The sequence below is a fragment of the Paenibacillus farraposensis genome, from assembly GCF_020736845.1.
GTDB lineage: Bacteria > Bacillota > Bacilli > Paenibacillales > Paenibacillaceae > Paenibacillus > Paenibacillus farraposensis.
This window is the reverse complement of record NZ_JAFFQR010000015.1, coordinates 45673-66166: the sequence shown is the minus strand read 5'-3', so window position 1 is coordinate 66166 and position 20494 is coordinate 45673. Positions and strand designations below refer to the sequence as shown.

16 protein-coding genes and 1 pseudogene are annotated in these 20494 nt (G+C 44.3%); 2 read left to right on the top strand and 15 right to left on the bottom strand.

The window, feature by feature from the left end; translation table 11 throughout:
- The 3 genes from JO375_RS03230 to JO375_RS03220 form a co-directional block, all read right to left on the bottom strand.
- On the bottom strand, positions 1-1450 hold a 1450-nt coding region (locus JO375_RS03230; protein ID WP_229523106.1), incomplete at its 3' end, for a UbiD family decarboxylase.
- A 127-nt stretch (positions 1451-1577) separates the two neighbouring features.
- A complete protein-coding gene (locus tag JO375_RS03225; RefSeq protein ID WP_229523105.1) occupies positions 1578-2510 on the bottom strand; it encodes a COX15/CtaA family protein in 933 nt (310 codons plus the stop codon).
- Positions 2511-2728: 218 nt separating this feature from the next.
- Positions 2729-3073, bottom strand: a complete 345-nt coding sequence (locus JO375_RS03220) for a thioredoxin family protein (protein ID WP_229523104.1) — start codon at positions 3071-3073, stop codon at positions 2729-2731.
- Between the two features lie 212 nt (positions 3074-3285).
- Between JO375_RS03220 and JO375_RS03215 the strand changes: the two genes are divergently transcribed.
- Positions 3286-4575: a DUF2515 family protein gene (locus JO375_RS03215; RefSeq protein ID WP_229523103.1), complete on the top strand. Its 1290-nt coding sequence runs from the start codon at positions 3286-3288 to the stop codon at positions 4573-4575.
- A 25-nt stretch (positions 4576-4600) separates the two neighbouring features.
- Here JO375_RS03215 and JO375_RS03210 read toward each other — a convergent pair whose 3' ends face one another.
- The 6 genes and pseudogenes from JO375_RS03210 to JO375_RS03185 all read right to left on the bottom strand — a co-directional run bounded on the left by JO375_RS03210 (position 4601) and on the right by JO375_RS03185 (position 13278).
- Complete coding sequence (locus JO375_RS03210; protein WP_229523292.1) at positions 4601-6235, bottom strand: putative polysaccharide biosynthesis protein; 1635 nt, start codon at positions 6233-6235, stop codon at positions 4601-4603.
- A gap of 125 nt (positions 6236-6360) precedes the next feature.
- Positions 6361-6846 carry a DUF456 domain-containing protein gene (locus JO375_RS03205; protein WP_229523102.1) on the bottom strand — a complete coding sequence of 162 codons (486 nt, stop codon included), beginning with the start codon at positions 6844-6846 and terminating at the stop codon, positions 6361-6363.
- 51 nt (positions 6847-6897) lie between these two features.
- The gene (locus JO375_RS03200; protein WP_229523101.1) at positions 6898-7647 is read right to left on the bottom strand and encodes a Cof-type HAD-IIB family hydrolase; all 750 of its coding nucleotides are present in this window, start codon (positions 7645-7647) and stop codon (positions 6898-6900) included.
- Positions 7648-7729: 82 nt separating this feature from the next.
- Entirely contained in the window at positions 7730-9805 is a 2076-nt protein-coding gene (locus JO375_RS03195; protein WP_229523100.1) for a peptidoglycan D,D-transpeptidase FtsI family protein, read from the bottom strand.
- A gap of 180 nt (positions 9806-9985) precedes the next feature.
- Positions 9986-10336, bottom strand: a pseudogene (locus JO375_RS03190) (penicillin-binding transpeptidase domain-containing protein); the annotation flags it as partial.
- A 695-nt stretch (positions 10337-11031) separates the two neighbouring features.
- Entirely contained in the window at positions 11032-13278 is a 2247-nt protein-coding gene (locus tag JO375_RS03185) for a glycoside hydrolase domain-containing protein (protein WP_229523099.1), read from the bottom strand.
- 1086 nt (positions 13279-14364) lie between these two features.
- Between JO375_RS03185 and JO375_RS03180 the strand changes: the two genes are divergently transcribed.
- Positions 14365-14694, top strand: coding sequence for a hypothetical protein (locus JO375_RS03180; RefSeq protein ID WP_229523098.1), 330 nt, complete (start codon positions 14365-14367; stop codon positions 14692-14694).
- Here JO375_RS03180 and JO375_RS03175 read toward each other — a convergent pair.
- From JO375_RS03175 to JO375_RS03150, 6 genes are all read right to left on the bottom strand, one after another.
- Complete coding sequence (locus JO375_RS03175) at positions 14687-14854, bottom strand: hypothetical protein (RefSeq protein ID WP_229523097.1); 168 nt, start codon at positions 14852-14854, stop codon at positions 14687-14689. The two genes, JO375_RS03180 and JO375_RS03175, sit on opposite strands and share 8 nt — an antisense overlap.
- 22 nt (positions 14855-14876) lie before the next feature.
- Positions 14877-15251: a hypothetical protein gene (locus JO375_RS03170; RefSeq protein ID WP_229523096.1), complete on the bottom strand. Its 375-nt coding sequence runs from the start codon at positions 15249-15251 to the stop codon at positions 14877-14879.
- A 518-nt stretch (positions 15252-15769) separates the two neighbouring features.
- A complete protein-coding gene (locus tag JO375_RS03165; protein ID WP_229523095.1) occupies positions 15770-16234 on the bottom strand; it encodes a hypothetical protein in 465 nt (154 codons plus the stop codon).
- Between the two features lie 511 nt (positions 16235-16745).
- Complete coding sequence (locus tag JO375_RS03160; RefSeq protein ID WP_229523094.1) at positions 16746-18818, bottom strand: peptidoglycan D,D-transpeptidase FtsI family protein; 2073 nt, start codon at positions 18816-18818, stop codon at positions 16746-16748.
- 19 nt (positions 18819-18837) lie between these two features.
- The gene (locus JO375_RS03155; RefSeq protein ID WP_229523093.1) at positions 18838-19989 is read right to left on the bottom strand and encodes a transglutaminase domain-containing protein; all 1152 of its coding nucleotides are present in this window, start codon (positions 19987-19989) and stop codon (positions 18838-18840) included.
- A gap of 17 nt (positions 19990-20006) precedes the next feature.
- A complete protein-coding gene (locus tag JO375_RS03150) occupies positions 20007-20489 on the bottom strand; it encodes a hypothetical protein (RefSeq protein WP_229523092.1) in 483 nt (160 codons plus the stop codon).
- Between the last annotated feature and the right edge of the window lie 5 nt (positions 20490-20494).

The window sequence follows — 20494 nt, the reverse complement described above, 5'->3', positions numbered from 1 at the left end:
AGGACGCACCCGATATAACGAGGCAACCTCCGCAATATGGCTTAATTTCGCGAATTCCCGGCAGGTCTCCTCCCTCATAGGTACGAGGCAATTCACGTACCGGCTCGCCTACGCCCATCAAGATCGCTTTACTGCCATGATTCAGCTTGCGGCCCGTGTAATCGAGCGTATCATGGGATGTATGATTGAAAATGAACAAATCCCTGGCAGGATTGAAGCGCTCCAGAATCGTTTCCAGCAGCAAATTAAAATCGGATAAGTCAATGACCCGGTCCGTCAGCATCAGGAATTTGGTTAATGACAATTGACCTTGGCCTAAAATGGTAAAACCGGATACCAGCGCTTCACGGGAATAGCTTTCACGCACGACAGCCGCTGCCAGCGCATGTACGCCCGTTTCCGCATAAGCCCATAACGACTTGACGGAAGGCATCACAAGCGGATAGGCAGGAGACAACAACCGCTGCAAAAATTCGCCGAGATAGTAGTCTTCTTGGCGCGGTTTACCAACAATGGTTGCCGGATAAATCGCATCCTTGCGGTGGTACATATGCTTGACATGAAATACAGGGAAATCATGCTGTAATGAATAATAGCCAAAATGATCACCAAACGGTCCTTCCGGACGGCGCTCATGAGGCGGCACATAGCCGCTAATTGCAAATTCGGCTTCTGCCGGAATCCGGTGACTCCCAAGCGGGTCTTCTGTCATTGGCAGCTTGCCTCCCATTATGAGCGAAGCGAGCAACAACTCAGACAGATTCTCCGGTGCCGGAGCAATCGCAGAAGCAATTAGGGCAGGCGGACCACCGATGAATATCGTCGCAGGCAATGGCTCATTGCGCAGCTCGGCCTCATGATAATGAAAGCCGCCGCCTTTATGAATTTGCCAGTGAATTCCTGTTGTCTGATCATCGTAAATCTGGATACGGTACATCCCCAAATTATGATCCTTGGAATGTCCCGGCTTCTCGGTATATACGAGCGGAAGCGTAATGAACGGCCCTCCATCCTCATGCCAGCTCGTGACTCTAGGCAATGGAGCCAGCGGAGCATCCGTCCGCCGCACCCCTAATACTGGAGCCTCGCTTTGGGATACCGTTTTAAGCCCTACTTTTAGCATGTCCTTAATCAGGCCGCGTTCATTCCATAAAGCTTTGGGGGTAGGCGGAAGCAATGTTTTGGTCGCTCCAACAATCGCATTCATCAGTTGCTCCGGCCGAGGGCCAAAAGCCATATCTACCCGTCGATTGGTGCCAAACAAATTGCTGGCTACCGGAAACGGAGTGCCTTTTACATTCGTAAACAGCAGAGCCGGTCCTTCCTCCTCAATAACTCTTCGATGAATCTCGGCCAGCTCCAAATAAGGATCAACAGGTGCTTCTATAATTTTAAGATCATTTTCTTTACGCAGCGCTTCTATAAATTGGCGCAAATTCTGGTAGATCAACTGGACGACTCCTCCTAAGCAAATCAAGCCCTCGAGAAACTCGTGGGCCTGGTTTGTTTCTTATATGCTATTATACGTGTTTGAACGCCACTTGGGCAAAACATCCCTTTTACTATCTATGACATGCTTAGGTACGTTGGGGTTGGCGCGGAACCAGGTTGCGATCCGGTGACAATTGCCATACCCGATAGCTCAAATAACACAAAATAGAGAACAATGAGGCAATGACCAGCATATGTCCCAATACAACAAACATGTAAATTTCAGGTCTGGTGAAATACAGCAAGCTAATTCCAATAAGAACCTGAAGTGCTATTAATACTACCGAAACAACACCTAGTACACGAATGTCCCGGTGGTTCGGATGGTAACGGTACGAATAGTGGCCCACGGCCAAAATAATAATAAACAACAGACCGGAGGAAATCTGATGAAGCAGCAGCGGAGATATAACGCCGCCAAGATTTACAACCTTCTGGATTACCGAGTGACTAAGCAGCGCGCCCGAGTAGACAGCAATATACGTATAGATCGTCGATAGCCATATAAAGTTGCGATAGCCCCGGCTAACAGGTTCAGCGACCAACCGCGGAACATAGCGTGAATCCGAATGCTCTTTCCATACCCCCAGCGTCATCATGGTCGCACTGGCAAAAGCAATAAGCGCAAAGCCAAAATGAAGTCCCATGACCGCAGCCGATTGGGAAAACAACACAGCCAACGCCCCCATGGCTCCTTGTATAATGACGAACATAAGCGTCAATAACGAGAAAAGCTGCAAATCCTTCCGATGCTTCATAAACAGCAAAAAGCCGACAAAAGAAGCAATAGATAGAATCCCGGCCATGGCACTGACTGAGCGGTGAGAGAACTCAATAATGGATGCAATCGTATGTGCTGGAACCAGCTTGCCATTACAAAGCGGGAACTCCCGTCCACAGCCCAGGCCCGAATCGGTCCGTGTTACGACACCTCCACCAAAGGTAGCCAAAAACATGACAATACATGTTACGAGTGCCAGCCACTTTAAAATTCTGATTTTGTTATTCAAAAAACTCACCTGTATCCTTCCAAATATAATATTTATTCACAGCACATGTTGTGAAATGATCACTTAATGTAATTATAACTGATAAATCATTCCTTGACATACGCATTTTGTTGACAAAAAAGTGAACGTGCCTTTGCACGAAAGCCGCTCCTGTGGAAGGAAGCGGCTTTCTGATTATCCTGATGTTTAGGGTTCCATCGAACCCATCATGACATACACGGTATCCATTACTTTGCCAAGTTGGCATGAACTTCTACAGCCCGGTCCAAAAATTGCTCGATTTCCTCGCGGGATTTGCGCAGTTTGTTCACCAGGCGCACCAGCTCCCGCCCTTCACTGTAAGCGATAAAGCTGGGAATCCCCAGTACATGCTGCTCTTGGCTGACGCTTTCAGCCTGCTCTACATCAATTTCAATTAATGTAAGCTTGTCTGCATATTGCTGTTCCACATCAGGCATAAACGGATCAATAAAATGACAATCCACGCACCAGTCTGCCTTGAACACGGCTACGGTTACGCCTGGAGTGGATATTGCCTTATTAAAGTCTTCATGAGAGACGATTTTTTGCATGTATTTCTCCTCCTCTAATTTCGGTTGTAACAAGCACTTGCTGCTTCCATTGTAACGCCAAATTGTACTTTTGATAAGACAAGACCGAATCTTGGCTTATCAAAAGTACAGGATTCGATTCTCCACCAAAGATTGGAATGCCCCCTATTAAGGCATACTAGAGCATATAAGGGAATGCCATCTGAATACTGTGAAAGGAAGTAATCAAGACAATGTCTCTCACCGAATGGTTTCATATAGCAATAAAGCAGCTTCAAGGCGGGCTAAAGCTGCTCGGTTCTGTTCCGCGTGTTGCAGAGGAAGCTTGGGAGGGCAAACGGGCAGCCTGGACCGAATCCCGCAAGCTGCGTTATCCATTGCGTGAGCTGCCGTGGGATGATCAAGCCGCGCAGGCTGCAATGGATGAAGCCGAAGCACTCATGCTGACGAACGGACCGGCTACGAGGCCCTCTTCGTTGAATATGCCTTTATGTGAAACAGACTGTGAGCTGCTGGAGCGAATCAAGAATGATACCGCACAGCAGAATCGCAGTAATATCACACGGACCGCCGCTTACCTCGAATGCTATCGCGGCTATCCGGAATTGCATTGGGCCCTGCTGGCTCATCTCGTCTCCCGCAACGGCGGTTACAATATGACCGATCTCAAAGGCGGCCTGATTGGCAACCTGATTGGCGAACAGGAAAAGGAGTGGCTGTATCGGCTACTGGAGCGCTGTAACGCGCTTATTTTTCAAGATGCGTATCCGCAGCTCCAACTGTACATGCACAGCCGCCGTTTGGGCCGGAGCTGTTTTCATTTATTGCCCTATTTTCACGTATCAACTTTCATGAAACCCTTTTGGGAACGCTTCTGGGCTTGGCGGGATAGCTCTCTGTTGACCGTCGCCCTCATTATTAACGAACAGAACTATATTGAGGGCCGTGTTGTGAAGGACCCGTATTTTCAAAAATTTGTGATGCACAAGCCGGGCTTTTATTTGCATGATTGGCTCCAGCTCAACCAGATTATATTTCCGCTGGGATTGAATGACGGGCTCGCCGGACTGGTGATGGAGCGTTTTGGTCATCTTGACGAGCGGATCGGCTTTGGCAAAAGCCTCTATGCCATGCTGTTTGGCCACCAGCAGGTGCTGGATCAAGTGTCAGCCTTCGTGACCAGCGTGCCGCATACCGGTTCACGCAGCGACTACTGGCCTGGATTGTTCACCTCGTATGAACAAAAAGCGCTGCGCTCTCTTCGAGAGAGCGCAACGCTTTTAGCACATGAATGGCTGCCGCCGGGAAAACGTCTTTACAGCCCGGAGCTGAATGCCGTCTGGTTGGATACAGCTTATGATCCGATCCCCCGTTATGATTGGTTTCAGGACAGCTCCACGCTCGGGCATCTGAGCAAACCAAGGCGGCCGCTGTTATTTGCGATGCGGCACGAGCATCGCCACGGCGTCCAAAAAACAGCCATGGCCCACGACGCCCAGGCCAGCCTGCGGCCATTTCACTGAGCAGGCTAAAAACTGCCTGGCTATTTTAGCCTTGTTCTGCCGAGGCCCCACGCTGAAGGCGCATCAGCGGACGCAGTACTTTTTGCAATATACGCGGATAATTGCCCAGTTCATCCTTGCGAAGCACGCCCAGGACTACCAGCAGCACCAGGTAGCATACCAGCACAACCGCTCCGGCAATACAGCATGCAATGAAGAAGGCCACGCGTGCAGGCATAAGATGAACCAGCAGAATGCAAGCTTCATTCACACCGTATCCAATTGCCCCCGAGACGATGACTGCGGTCAAAAAGCCTGCCCAGCGACGGCTCATGATAGAGAAGGGAACGATTCCTTTGAGCACACGCAGATTCAATAGTGTAATCACGAGGAAACATAATCCGGTCGCGCCAATGATGCCGTAAATTCCAAGCCAGCCAGCCAGCAGCCAGCTCGCCACAAACTTCACCACGATCCCGGCCATGACATTAACCATGGAGATACGCGGCTTGCCCATACCGATCAAAATCGAGTTGGACGTCATCATTGTAATCTGGAATATCGTACCCAGCGTCAAAACAGCGATAATCCCGCTGCCTCCAAGCGAGCTGAACAGCAAGCCATTAATGGAATAGGCGGTTACACATAATGCCAGCACAATCGGCATTCCAGTCAAAATAGAGATACGCAAGGCCAGCGTCATCTGATTTTGCAAATAGCGTTCATCCTTGCGGGCAAAAGCCGCCGAAATGATCGGAATGAGCGATGTGCTGAGCGCAATGGCCAAAATCGGCGGAATGCCAGCCACACTTTGTGCCCGAGATCCCAGATAACCCAATTGGGTAGTCGCCTGATCCAGGCCAATTTGACCAGACAGCAGTCTAACCACAATCGATGTATCAATAAAATTGACTGCCGGAACGGTTAGAGATGACAATACAATGGGGATAGACAGCGTAAAAATGTCTTTATAAATGCGCATCATTGACAACGCGGAGCTGTGCTCCTGGAGTTGCTCTTGCCGATCCTGGCGATCTTGACGGCGCAATTTCACTGTGTAATACAACATAACCGCCAGTGCGCCGATGCTTCCCATGACACCTCCGAAGGAAGCTCCAGCCGCCACCTCGCGTTCTCCATAACCTAGCTTTAAAGTAATAAAGGCGAGCAAAATGGCAGTCGCCACCCGTGCAACCTGCTCCACAATTTGCGAAATACCGCCTGCGGTCATATTTCCCCGCCCCTGGAAGTACCCGCGCATCATGGCAATGGCTGGAAACAGCAGCAAGGCAGGTGCCAAGGCCTGAATAGCCAAAGCGGACTGCGGAACCCCTGCCACATGCTCGGCAAAATAAGGCGCTCCAAAATACAGCACTGCCGTGATGATAATTCCTGCTGCAGCTGCGAATAGCAAAGCTGCATGATATACACGCCGCGCCTCCGAAGGCCGATTCAGCGCATAGCGTTCCGAAACCATTTTGCTTAAAGTGCTGGGAATACCGGCTGTAGCCACTGTGAGCAGCATTAAATAAGCGTTGTTCGCAATTGTAAACGAGGCGTTCCCCACGGAGCCGAGCAAATGCTCCAATGGAACACGCTGCACGAGCCCAAGCACTCTGGCTACCAAGGCGGCAGCGGCTAAAATAAGCGTGCCTTTCAGGAATGTTTCTTTATTGGACAAAATGCGTTCCCTTCTTTCTTGCAGTTCACATGCATGCAAAAGCCCCGCAGAAACAGTCATGGCCTGAGCCATCACCGGTGCGGAGCCGCATATCGATTCTGTCTCTGCAAATCATAAATAACGAGCTATCTGTGTAACACCCAAATCAAGAATACTATAATCATAGCAAGCTGCAAAATCACTTTCATCACGGTACTGGTAAACAGGCCTAATACGGAGCCAAAGCCCACTTTGATGGCTCGATCCAGCGGGGCTTTACCAATCAGTTCCCCCAGCACAGCACCGATAAACGGCCCTAAAATCAGGCCGAATGCCGGAATAACGAAGGGGCCGATAATAATCCCGACGGTGCTGAGTATCGCCGACAGTCGAGAACCGCCAAACCGCTTGACTCCCCATGCATTAACCGCATAGTCTGCAACAAAAAGTGCAACGACGATCAATGTTTGTATAATCCAAAATAATGGGCGATATGAAGAAAACGAGAAAAACCAACCGTATACAAAAAATGCAAAATAGATGGCGAGCGCCCCCGGCAATACGGGATATACCGCTCCAGCCATGCCGACAATGAACAGTACAACAATTACAATCCAGCCTACAACGTCCATGGGCCTCCTCCTTCTTGTTCATTTATCCTACATGCAGAGGCATCCAGTCTATTATACAAGTATATAATCGCGGATAACTTCTGCAATACCATCATCATTATTGGAAGCCACGACCAGATCAGCCGCCTTTTTCACTATATCCTGGGCGTTCCCCATCGCTACACCCAATCCAGCTGCTTGAATGACAGCCAGATCATTCAGACTGTCACCAACGGCGACCACCTGTTCCATGGTAATTCCAAGCAGGCCGCACACTTCAGCGATACCACTGGCTTTGGATATGCCAGCCGGGTTAATTTCCAGATTGGTCAACGAAGAGTTGGAAATTTCAAGCCCCCCCAAGTCCTGAAGCTTGAGCAAAATTTGCTGGCGAATTTCGTCATTTTCCGTATTATAGCCGAATTTGAGCCACTCCTGTGTGTCCAATGTATCAGGCCAACGATCTCTGTTATATAATTCCTCTGTCGTATAAGCCCAGAACCATGAGTCTGTGTCTACAGCAATCTGGTGCATCTTGCGTACGAGCTCCCGATCAAGCAAATAACGGCGCCACAGCTCATGAGGTGATTTCCATACCTCACCGCCGTTCACCGTTACCATTGGTGTGTCCAAGCCGAGCTGCTGGCCATAGGGCAGAGCATGCATTGCCGCCCGTCCGGTAGACAAGCATATATGAATCCCTTCCTGAATCGCCTTATTAATCCAGTTCATTGTGTCCAAGGTAATCTCGTGATTGTCGTTCAGCAAAGTTCCATCCATATCGAGCGCAAGCAGTTTGTATTTATATTGGTTCTCTCCCATGGTCTCTCTTCCTCCTGTAGGTCCCATATATCCAACGACATTTTACCATGAAAAAGAGCAGCCCACAAAGAAATTCAAACCTTCACCTTGCCGCCTGCGTCTTTTTTGGAGTACCATCCAGCCCGTACACTTCGTCATATACATCAAATATTTTACGTGCCACCGGTCCGGCGCTTGTCACCCCAAAGCCCCCTTCGGGAATAATGACCGCAACAGCGAGCTTCGGTTTTTGGCGTGGTGCAAAAGCAATGAACACCCCGTTATCTATAACTGATCGTCCTACCACCTGCTGGGAGGTCCCTGTTTTACGGGCATATTCATACGGAAATCCGTTAAATCCTTTAACATCCGTCGCCATACCGCGAATGACCGTATTCCAGTACGTCTCTGGAAAAGTGACCTTATTCAGCATCTTCGGCTTAAATTCACGCACGATATTCCCTTGATCATCCACAATCTTATTGAGCAAATGGGGCTGGATACGTGTTCCTTTTGTCGCTAGCACCGTCGTATACTGTGCCAGCTGCATCGCCGTGTATTTCCCTTGTTGTCCGAAGGATGCCTGTACCAAGCGCGTCAGCGCACTTTCATGCTTGCTCATATACTCAAGTCTGCCTACCCATTCCCCTGGCAAATCAACTTCAGTCGCGATGCCTAATCCGAATTCCTTCATATACTTGTCCCATACGTCAATCCCCTGATGCACGCCTGTATTACTTCCGTACTTATCATACAAGGGCTTGCCCACCATATCCACCATAAACGTGTTGGATGAAAATTCAATGGCTTTGTCCGGGGTCAAACTACCGTACACATGTCCGCCTGTATTACCGACCCGGCTGGATTGATTTTTTCCGTAATACGCGCTTCCTGTATCCAAATAAGTTTGTCCGGGTGAAAATAAGTTCTCCCTCAAACCGACCAACACGGTTAGGGGCTTAATGGTTGAACCCAGCAGCACGGAGGACTCCGGGTGTGGGCCCGGCTTTCCACTCGGTACAGACTTAATCGTCCCATTCCCCATTTTATGCTGAATTTCGTTATATACCGCAGGCGCCGTACTACCGGTTTTCCATACATTGGGATCATAATCCGGCATACTGGCCATCGCCACGACATTTCCAGTATCTACCTCCATCGCTACTGCAAAGCCCGTAGTGGCATCTGTATGGAGCTCGCCGGAGATTGCATGCGTATGAAGCCAATGAAGCTGGTCCATAATCGCCTGCTCGGTTTTTTGCTGGATTTCCTTATTGATGGTGGAGTAGAGATGGTAGCCTTTTTGCGGAGGAGTAATGGATTCGATCCCCTCCGGCATGCTCCGCGGATTGACTGCAACCGTTTTATAGCCATTTTTTCCTCTCAGCTCATCCTGGTACTGCAGCTCCAGTCCGTCATATCCGACCATTTCACTTTCCAGATAGACCTGCTCCGGTCTTAAAAGCTCCGAATTAGCCTTATACAGTTCTTTGTATTTCGGTCGATTCGCACGTGCTCCTTTGAACTTGTACATATATCCAATCGCTTGTACCGCTACCCGATCCGGGTCATAATGGCGGACGTTTTCTTCCACAACATCCACGCCGGGAAACTCCTCTTTATGTTCCAAAAAATAGGCGATCTCCTGCTGGCTTAGGTCAGATTTGACTAAACGCGGGGTAAAGCCCCGATATTGACTATAGTCCGGGTCCAGACGTTTCTTGATTTCCGCTGCATCAAGCTTTTCTCCCTCTTCACGTCCCAATTCATTGAGTTTGGCAGCAAGCTTGTCGGCCAGAGCATTAAGTTCTGGAAGCAGCTTTTCCTCAGGCTTGCGTTTGCTGTCTGCATGCTTGCTATAATCCTTAGACAAGGTCACATAAAGTGACTGTACCGGGGTTGAATAAGCTAGCTTAACCATACCTGTGGCGTCATAAATCGTGCCTCGGCTCGGAGGCAACGGAACTTTTTTCGTATTCACAGACTGCTGCAGCCCCTTTAATTCATCTGACTGTACAAACTGCAGCACAGCAAGTCTGGTAATGATTAAGGAAAACAGCACAAAAGCACTGAAAAAAACAAGGTTCGTTCGCAAGATCGTCCGCTTTGTTTGTGTCTCTTCGTTTTCTTCGTTTTTCTTTGTGAATGAAAATTTTTTATCCAAGCTTCGTTTGTCCATACGGGCTGTTCATTACTCCATTCAATTTGATCTTATATCCCAATAATACCATAGATTACATAAATAACGATAAAATTAGGGATTACAATTTTGTAAGAGAATACATAAAACCAACAAAAAACTTCCCTTAGTCCGATGACTAAGAGAAGTTTTTTAAATGGGAATAATTGTATAAATAGATTATGGCTGTTTGACTGCATTCGAATCGGTTGTCGCAGCATCTTTTTTCTTCGGCACTCCGTCCAATCCATAAACTTCATCATAAGCATCAAAAATTTTACGTGCCACAGGCCCGGCACTAAAAGCCCCGAAGCCTCCTTCAGGAATGACAACCGCTACCGCCAACTTCGGATTCTGTCGAGGGGCAAAGGCAATAAACACACCGTTATCCTTCAGCTTGCCGCCTACACTTTGCTGCGATGTACCTGTTTTGCGGGCAAAGTCATAAGGGAAACCATTAAAGGCACTGACATCTGTCGACATCCCGCGTATAACTTCATTCCAGTAAGCGTCCGGAAAATTCACTTCATTATCGAGCGCAAGCAACTTGTATTTATATTGGTTCTCTCCCATGGTTTCTCTTCCTTCTGTAATGTCCCATATGTCCAACGACATTTTACAACGAAAAAGAGAAGCTCACAAAAGAATTCAAGTTCTTACTTCGATGTCTGCGGTTTTTTTTGGGTACCACCCAGCCCGTATACCTCGTCATATGCATCAAATATTTTACGCGCCAAACATTTTCCCCTTTTTTTAGTTGTACAAATATCCCCTTCAAGTTCACTCCATCCACATAACACCGCATGGACTTCTTTGAGTGACTATTACTTGAAGGGGATAATTTAAAACTCATCTGAAAAGCAGTAAGCTAAAATAAACAATTACTTGAGATTGACTGGGTTAATGAAATAAACAAACAAAAAAATCGTTAAATTAACTATACAAAAGATGCTTTTCTTGACTCCCGCTTTTTTAAACAATGTGACGTAACTGAAAATTAATAGAAAAGCACTCATAGAGACAAATAACAGCGTTATGATTAGAATTATTGCAAAGAGATTTTCTTCCCCAATGAGGTCAGGAGCCGAATATTTACCCATAAAAAATCCAATATAATAAATACAAGTATACACCATTATGATTTGATAAGGTAGCAATAATGCCAAAATAACATGAATGAGAAAACTTAGATATAAATATATTTTATTCATTTATCTCCTTTCTAGTTATTCTACAGCCTGTTCCCGAATAATCTTGTTATATTTCTCAAAAAGTAAATAGGTTTGATAAACGAGGTTACCGTAATTCACTGCTGAATCACCCGTACCATTATATCTTGTGATAGCACTTTTGGTTTCTGCTTCTCCAAATTCGTAATAATCCCTACTCAATCCTACTTTATTTGCAGCCCTAATCAATACTAAAGCACAAGTGCTCACATTAAAGTTGTTATCAGTACGAAGCTTATCCCAAATATAGTCCATATCCTTCCAATTGTCTATGTCATAGACTCGATCAGTAACTAAGTCAATCCCTATAGCAAAGTTAATGGAATCAATGGCAGTTGCTGCGAATATCTGACCTAGACCGGTGCTAGCATCTTCCTTTATAACTAGTGGAGGAGTCGGCGCTGGAGTAATAATTTTAACGGCGGTGGGCAAGGCATCCCACGCTTCATAACTTTTTTTGTAGCCATAATATTGAATCACCAATCCATCAGCCAGAGTATCATCCGCGCCTTCAGTACATAACTCTCTCATTAATACACATTGTATCAAAGCCTTTCTTATACTATAAGTACGACTCAAATTCGTAATTAAACTATCGTACTCTAATACTATTGACAAAGCCTTAGCTGGACTCCGAAGTGATTTTGCCTTTTGTACAGCTGTTAATTGTTCATCAGCTAACTTTATTTGTTCTTCAGTCATTGCGTCTCTGTATTCAGCCAAGAAGTAAGAATCATCTAGGGGAATAGATGTTGGAAATGACACTTTTTTAACGCCCATATCCCGGCCTGATTGAATATTGTTGTCAATCTCGATAGCTCCATCCCCTGTCCCAATTTTAATGGTAGAAATTTGATCGAAAGCCCAATTTGCAGGAAGATTATACCCGAGATTTCCGCTAAATCCTGTAGACATATCGCTAACAAAGCTAGTAACAGCATACCCTGCTTTAGATACGCGACTACATACATTCCTTGGTCCATAAATACCAATGCGGTATTTTCCCCCAAGTCCCTTCATTTTATTATGGAGAGCTTGGAAGTGAGGAAGAAGGTGACTGGTGACTTCTCCATCTACTGCGTCATAGTCAACGGCAAAATAGATGATGGTTCCAGGTTCAAAACCATAATTGTTAGCTGCTACTAACGCTCGTCTTGCATCGATTGCACCCTGAGTCGCACTAAAATAGCTCAAAGAATTGGCCGAGTATTGAAAAATTGGGAAAACCGAGAGTCCAGCTGCAAAGATTGTATCAAGCTCCCCTTCTTTAATTTTCTTTGAAAGTCTTGAGGTTTCAACAATATAACGGCCAACTGTGGTATATCCATTGTTCTTAAGAGTCTGAGCCCTAGCAGGAGTAATAGTTGTGATGCAGTCGCAAGCGGTTCCTTTCCGGTTTTTATCACCTGTACTTACTAGTAGAGATGCCCATGTTTGCTTTCCAGCAGCACCATCAGCAGTCAGTTTAGTAAACTTTTGAAAATTAGTTACTGCAGTTTTGACACCTTGATCAAAAACTCCATCAAAACGACCTGGATCGTACTCATTAAAATATAGTGCGTATTGCAGTAGCGATACAAACTTGGTTTGTGTGCTTCCAAGAGATAATGTTGGACATAGTGCAGTTGTGGAAGGACCAAACGAGCCATTGGGCTCGGGTATCCCTTCTTCAACTTGTAATGCGTAAATTAATGCTTTATTTGTTGAACGTGCATATATCCCGTCGCAAGGAATTAATCCTAGTGGTTCAAAGAGAGTTCGATAGTAATCTCTGTTAAGTTTTTGTTGAATTTCTCTAATCTTTGGATCTCCTATGTTAACAAATGCATCCATGTTTAACAGCGCTTTAAAAATCATAGGCGTTGCAATTCCATCTGGAACAGCTAATCCAGCATCTGATTGAAATTTTGATATTGCAGTTTTGGTGCCATTGCCAAACGTGCCGGTAAATCCCCCAGGGTTATACCCCTTACAAAATAAAGCTCCTTGAAGAATTCTTATTTGATTGGAGACTGAGCCGTTTGTTGAATCAGAGTTAACAGAAAGCGTAGGACAAAGCGAAGCAGTGGCAGGACCAAAGCTTCCTGTCGGAGATGAAATTCCTAATTCGATTTGCAGTCCCCAAATTAAAGCTCTGATTGTGCCTCGCCCTGTATGTCCGTCTTCTGTAATTGAATTAAATCCAGATCTACCTTGATAAGTTTTGTTAGCCCACTGCTGAACTTTTAATACCATTTCATCCATAATGATAACCTCTTTTCTTATTAAATATCGTTTCTAATAATTCAAATAACAACATCAAAAAAAGTAGTAACAATGTTACAAAACCAATTACTGCTCATTGGCCTAGGGATAATAGTAGAAAATGGTGTATCCCTGCACTATTTTCTACTAAGACAACATTGTTATTGAATATTATATAATGTAACGTAATGATACGCAATATAAAATGTTGCTCGGACCGTCACCATTCAGAAAAACCAAACTTTCTATGTGGTTTTGAAAAGCCGATTCCCGTCGTGGTAAGAAAAAAGCATGTATCACGAAAGCCAGAAAAATACCTGTGATTTGATAATATATGCTCAAGAACATCTTATATTGAAAGAGGACTACATCATTCTCTTTGGCAAGCTGGCTTAGCAAGGTAACCAACTTCAAAACAACTTATAGAATAGCTCCCGTAAACCAGTTTTTTTAGGCATCCTACTGTCTTTTTTGAACTAAAAGTTACATTATAAACAACAATCCGTTACAGTGATCTCAAATGATTTTTCACAGAAGAAAACAAGCAGCAACAACGTTTAATCAAATTACTACTTCTCACTAAATCCACTACTCCTCAAGAAGAAGCAGAGTTCAGGTTTAACAGGTTTTGAAACCGAAAGCTACAGATCACTGGTAAAGCAATAAATTTTTGATATTTTATTGTTTTTCCATAAGTAAAAACAGTTTGTCAAGGATACTCTTTGGTGAAGAGCTTCCAGCTCATGCTTTTCATGCGCTACCAATACCAATAATTATTTAATACTGTTGGTTCGAAAGCAGGCATATGTCAGCAAAGAGATAGATTTAAGCTTTCTGCTAGATAAGCGCTTTATCTTAAACCGTTATATGAGCTTGGTTAGCGTATCAATCACTTTTAGGCCGATTGTGAAGGAAACTTTTGAAAGTAAACTTGCTATTTAATTTGTTAGGGCGTTTTATATAGTAAATATTCTGTTGATAACAAACATACGTTCGTATATAATTAATTTAGTAAGTAAAATAAACACTTATAGCATGTAAAACTATATCAAGTAATTTTTTCAATATAAGGAGAGATATAACTGAATGAACTATATTTCGCTCAAGGAAAGTCTTATTTCACTCCAAAACCTTCCAGATTATCCACTTTCTTTACATGTCCGTGAAATCGTTAATACTGAGCATACAGATTCCAAAATTGTCTTGGAAGTTCTGGATGAACCTGAGCTTTTTAGCTTACTTCTAGTAACAACTAATGTCAAAGAGGATTATTGGAACATGCACCTTTTTTATATGGATCAGGTCGAAAGAAATAACGACCAGTATCGCTATCATTCTTTTTCTATCACCGAGAGCATTTACCTGCATAACTGTTTTACCAGACTGTTAAAGCATAGAGAAGCAGGACTCATTTAGAGTCCTGCGCTGTACCTTTTACTCTTTGATATTCTTCTTCTATAATTCTAGTAAGCAACTCAGTAGCGGTAATCCCCATCTTCTTGGCAGCCTCTGCTAACTCCTTCTTAATATATGCAGGCACATCATAATGAAACTTAACTTTATTCCCATAAGCCATCTTTCTTTCCTCCACATTCCCCTTAGTTGTTATTCATTACTTCGTGATACTTTTGATCAATTAAGCGAATTAACAACTGGGTTGCTGAAGTTTCCTGTAAATTCGCACATTCAATGAGCTTTTCTTTCGTCTCTGGTGCAAATTCATATGGCAATTTAAGCTTTGGCTCTGACATTCGTCCACCCATATTTTTCTCAACTTGGACAGCTTTAGTGACCATTAATTCTAAGGAATTTTCCTCAGATGTATTCACTTCCGTGTATTTCTTAAGTACTCTAGATAAATATGATTTTATCGCCTTTTGATTGTCCTCATCCAATACAATGGACAGGTTATTATCTTGTACATGCAGTTCACAATCAAAGTTATTTCCAAATAGATTGATATTGTATTTCACGCTTACACTCCTTTTGCTAAACATTAAGATTTGTTGCTTATAATATACTTTGTTTCGTTATGTTACGCAATATTTTATAAAATATAATTTATTACTGGAAACTTTTTTTCAAAAAATTAAGGATAGGGAGAGTACAAGAATATACTAAATAAAATACCTTGATCCTTCTTAAAATAAATATTTGTTAAGAAACACCAAAAAGGAGGGAGAATGAAGAAAGTAATATCCCATACAATGAGGATACCAGAAGATTTATCTTAGAATGGTCAGAGAAAGCAGGACGTGATAACTAAACTAAAAGGAAGACATGAAGAACCGAATTGCGTTGTGCGTGATGAAAATAAGTTTAAAAAAAATAAAGAATATCCCCTCCAGTCAGCAACGTTCAAAATTTTTCCCGTTGTTAGACTGTGGGGATATTACTAACGCACATTATTTTAGTATTTAAACAACATAGTTTCACACCACTAAAATTGGTTAAAAAAATATTTCATGGAGTTAAAAATTCATGAAATCTGTCAATGGTAATCTACATAAAAGGTTCCTTTTGCATTATCTGAACCCGGAGTAACACTTACTTCAAAGTAACCATAAAGACCACTGAGAGTAACGTTATTATTATATTTTGAACCATTTTGTAAAGTGTAAGTCGTCCATGGACCATGAGACGTAGTATCTCCTACTTTGTAAACTGCAACACTAAGCGCGTAATCCCCGCCTTGAGTATTTGGAAAAGTATGCACTGTTATTTTCCCGTTACAATAAATCGGAGCAGATCTTTCGTTCCAACTATACGATTTCGTAGTTCCCATTGTATGTATTAAGTGATTTTCTTGTGTAGGAACTTTAGAATAAGCATCAGATGTTACAGATGTCACTGCATAAGTTGAAGATGTTACAGAAGCATCCGCATAAGCTGAAGATGTAATTGCTAAAAACAAGAGACACGCCACTCCCGAGACTTTCACTTTTTTATCTAGCATATAAAAACCTCCTTGTTTATTTAACTACAACTTGATTATATAACACAATGCCTCAAAAAGAATTTATGTATATATATCATTTTCTGTTAATATTATCATTTCAATGTCTTTTTCTATTAATCACTAAATATGCCTTTTCGCTCCATAGAGAGCAAAAACAATGAATCTTCAGATTCGACTTAATAATTCAAGAAAAAATATTCCTATATACATTTTCGGCTCTCTAAAGTCTCCTTGTCAGAAAAAGCACTGTGATATATATAAACTTTCATTAATATATCTAGCGGCCCATCATTTTGAAACAAATGATGGGCCGCCATTCTTGAAAGAACTACGCGATCTGCTTGAATGATCAAACCTCACGCTTATTGTTTTTCTCCAGATTCTCATCCACTTTCCATCAGGCAAACCAGACCTTACGACTGTTGAACTAATTCTCATTGGTATACTTAGGTGTAATGACTTTCATTCTATACGCACAAGTCCACGAATCATCTTTACTTTTACAGTCTTACATTCCATCATTAACAGCTGAATTTCCAGCTTTTTTCTTCGGCACTCCGTCCAATCCATAAACTTCATCATAAGCATCAAAAATTTTACGCGCTACAGGTCCGGCGCTCCAGGCTCCAAAGCCTCCTTCAGGAATGACAACCGCTACCGCCAACTTCGGATTCTGTCGAGGGGCAAAGGCAATAAACACACCGTTATCCTTCAGCTTGCCGCCTACACTTTGCTGCGATGTACCTGTTTTACGGGCAAAGTCATAAGGGAAACCATTAAAGGCACTGACATCTGTCGACATCCCGCGTATAACTTCATTCCAGTAAGCGTCCGGGAAATTCACTTCATTCAGCACTTTAGGCTTAATGGTTTGAACCACGTTGCCGTTGGCATCCTTAATTTGGCTGACCAGATGCGGCTCCATCCGTTTGCCTTTGTTTGCAATCATCGCTGCATATTGCGCAAGTTGCATAGGTGTATATTTACCTTGTTGACCAAAGGATGCATAAGCCAATTTGGAAAGTGCTGATTCTGTTTTTTTCGTGTACTCCCGCCATCCTCGGAACTCACCGGGTAAGTCTACTCCAGTAGAAACGCCTAACCCAAACTCCTTCATATAACGGTCCCATACATTAACGCCTTGGTCTTCTGAGGCGTTATTAATATATTTGTTATATAAGCGCTTGCCAACCATATCGACCATAAAGACATTGGAGGAATGACGAATAGCAGAAGCCGGGTCCATTATACCGTATACATGACCAGATGCGTTACGTACTCGTGAGGAATTGTTACGTCCGAAATAAGCCGCGCCTGTATCTTGATAGTACGTATTTGTTGTAAACAATCCTTCTTCCAATCCAATAAGAACAGACAATGGTTTGACAGTTGATCCGAGAAGTACAGTAGAATCAGGGTGCTGTCCAGGTTGGCCAGAGCCAACGTTCCTAATTGTACCGTTTTGATAGACATGTTCAATTTCTTTATACTTTTCTGACGAAATTGTTCCAGTCTGCCAATAATTCGCATCGTAGTCCGGCATACTTGCCATCGCCACGACATTCCCGGTATCCACTTCCATGGCTACAGCAAAGCCTGTTTTGGCATAAGGATGCGTACTGCCAGATACAGCATGTGTATGAAGCCATCTCAATTGATCCATAATGGCATTTTCCGTCTTAACCTGAATTTCTTTGTTAATCGTCGAGTAAATATTGTCCCCTTTTTGCGGAGGAGTGATGGAATCTACACCTTCCGGCATATTACGCGGATCGATCGGAACGGTTTTATAGCCATTTTTCCCCCGTAGCAGCTCCTGATATTGAAATTCCAGTCCATCAAAACCAACCGACTCATTATCCATATAAATAAGGCCTGGGTCCTTTTCCTCTGACATGGATTCTTGAATCTCCCTATATTTAGGCAACGATTCACGCGCACTTTTATAGCTTTTAATATAGCCGACTGTTTGGACAGCCACCGTATCTGGATCATAATGGCGAACGGTTTCCTCAACGACATCCACTCCTGGAAACTCGCTCTTATGCTGCATGAAGTAGGCAACTTCTTCTTGACTAAGATTGGTTTTAATCAGGCGGGGCGTAAAGCCGTTAAACCGTTGATAGTTCCGGTCCATCGCATCCAAAATTTGTTCTGCCGTCATTTTCGGCTCGTTTTTATCGCCATATTGAGCAAAGCGATTTGCCAGCCTTTGTGCCATATTTTCCAGCTCGGGCAATAGCTTTTTGTCATTGCTACGCAATTTTTCCATACTGTCGCTGTAGTTTTTGGAGAGTGTAATGTACAACGATTGTACTGGTATAGAATACGCGAGCCTGTTCTGCCCGGTTGCATCGTAAATGGTTCCCCGAATCGGTGCAAGCGGTACGTTTTTGGTAACATCGCTGGCCTCCTGCTGCTTTAGCTGAGGTCCCTCCACAAATTGAAGTATAGCCAATCTTACGATAATAACTGTAAATATAATGAACGAGCTGAAAAAGAACAGGTTGATTCTGAAGCTGAATCTTTTTCGGTCGGACGACTCATTGTCTTTTCCCTGCTCGTTATCCATTTTTCTCATGTGCCCTCTTTCACTCCTTTTAAATCACCTTATCCTTGATATGGGTCTGGGCAAAACCAGGCGGATTAAACCAATCCCCGCTTTGCGCCCAGGTCGGATCTAACGGTACCCACTGACCCTTGCCGCTTAGATACACTTCATTCCAGGCATGTGGCCCATAGCCTCCCTGTCCGTTGTATCCGAGTCCAGTCACAACCTTGACCTGAAGCCCCTGGGAACGGGCCATCACGGCGTACAAGCGGGCATAATCGATGCAAACCCCCTTGCGTGTATCAAATGTATCTCTCGGAGTCTGCTCATGCCATTCGCCCCTCTGCTCATAAGCTTCTACCTTGCCATAGTCATAGTTGATACGGGTGCCTACCCACTCATACAACGCTCTGGCTTTTTGCTCATCACCTTTAGCCCCCTGTGTAATCCTCGCCGCGGCCTGACCAATGCCGTCCGGAATTTCACGGTCGATCATTTCGTATTTACGCTGCATGATGCCGTTTAATTCCTTGGTAACAGCCTGCGTAAATACGGGCAGCTTATCCTTGATCAGAGTGCCGGACAACGGTTCAATGACCGATTGCGCACCTTTCATATAAATCGGCGAAGCCTGTACGTAGCTGCTGAACCCGCTATTAGGATATAGACTAACACCGATAAACAGCAAGGCTATAACCATAATGGCACGCGCTCCGCCGATAACCGTACCAATACCGGCTCCTGCAATCCTGCTGAAAAACCCTGTTCTATGCCCCTGCTCACGAGGAGGAGCACCCAACTTGCCGCCTACCACCAGTACATAAATGGCACGCAGCACAAACTGAGCAATCGCATAGCCGAGCATGAATAATACGGCAAACCGCAGGAGAGGAAAACCCTCAAGCCCTGCCACAAGTGTGTAATAAAATTGCTCAATTCCGCTCAATCCACGCTGCGGCATATGCTCCATATAAGCCGCCAACCATTGCTGTACCTTCGGTGAAACCCACATAGCTAATCCAAGTGAGCACAAAATACCCGCCACGGTCAGTATGCCATCCACAATGAGACTGAGCAGCGCACCTACAGATCTGGAGGCTCCTCTTCTCCAGCCCTGTATCAACGACAATAGTACAATGGCGGTCAAGAACACCGTCACACCATTCCAATGAAGAATTGGCTCCAGCCAGGATGGTTTCATTTGTGTTCCTCCTGTCTCTACGGCGACTGCGGCGACTGTGTGACAGCCGAGTCTTTCGCACTTTCGATATATTTCTTGACCGTATCGCCTATGCTCCACTCGCCCAGGGGCATCCCTTGAAACCATACTTTTACCTTGTCTCCATCAAACGGGCCTTTCACTTCCAGATTGGAGCTGGTTACTGAAAAAGTACCATCCGGGTTGGAGGTGTACTTGGCATCCTGCCCCTCTTTTATCATCATGTTCAAAGCCTCGCTCTGAACCTTGCTAATTGCATCATCTTTTGCCTGAGTCACTACCTTGCCGACCTGTTCAAAGGAAATACCGCTGTAGATTAGTAGGCCTGTAATCACAACAATGACGATCAGCCATTTTACGAGCGTTCTTACAACCTTCAATATGACTAACAATAGAACAAGCCCAATCAATATATACAGCCAGTTATCCTGAACGATCTGCCAATTATGTTCCAAAAACTCTCTCCAGACGTTCTTATCCATTTCGC

What these genes read in the sequence shown, in the direction of transcription:
- JO375_RS03220 (WP_229523104.1), bottom strand. Translation starts at nt 3,073, where the DNA reads ATGCAAAAAATCGTCTCTCATGAAGACTTTAATAAGGCAATATCCACT.
- JO375_RS03215 (WP_229523103.1), top strand. Translation starts at nt 3,286, where the DNA reads ATGTCTCTCACCGAATGGTTTCATATAGCAATAAAGCAGCTTCAAGGC.
- JO375_RS03205 (WP_229523102.1), bottom strand. Translation starts at nt 6,846, where the DNA reads ATGGACGTTGTAGGCTGGATTGTAATTGTTGTACTGTTCATTGTCGGC.
- JO375_RS03200 (WP_229523101.1), bottom strand. Translation starts at nt 7,647, where the DNA reads ATGGGAGAGAACCAATATAAATACAAACTGCTTGCGCTCGATATGGAT.
- JO375_RS03195 (WP_229523100.1), bottom strand. Translation starts at nt 9,805, where the DNA reads ATGGACAAACGAAGCTTGGATAAAAAATTTTCATTCACAAAGAAAAAC.
- JO375_RS03185 (WP_229523099.1), bottom strand. Translation starts at nt 13,278, where the DNA reads ATGGATGAAATGGTATTAAAAGTTCAGCAGTGGGCTAACAAAACTTAT.
- JO375_RS03180 (WP_229523098.1), top strand. Translation starts at nt 14,365, where the DNA reads ATGAACTATATTTCGCTCAAGGAAAGTCTTATTTCACTCCAAAACCTT.
- JO375_RS03175 (WP_229523097.1), bottom strand. Translation starts at nt 14,854, where the DNA reads ATGGCTTATGGGAATAAAGTTAAGTTTCATTATGATGTGCCTGCATAT.
- JO375_RS03165 (WP_229523095.1), bottom strand. Translation starts at nt 16,234, where the DNA reads ATGCTAGATAAAAAAGTGAAAGTCTCGGGAGTGGCGTGTCTCTTGTTT.
- JO375_RS03160 (WP_229523094.1), bottom strand. Translation starts at nt 18,818, where the DNA reads ATGAGAAAAATGGATAACGAGCAGGGAAAAGACAATGAGTCGTCCGAC.
- JO375_RS03155 (WP_229523093.1), bottom strand. Translation starts at nt 19,989, where the DNA reads ATGAAACCATCCTGGCTGGAGCCAATTCTTCATTGGAATGGTGTGACG.
- JO375_RS03150 (WP_229523092.1), bottom strand. Translation starts at nt 20,489, where the DNA reads ATGGATAAGAACGTCTGGAGAGAGTTTTTGGAACATAATTGGCAGATC.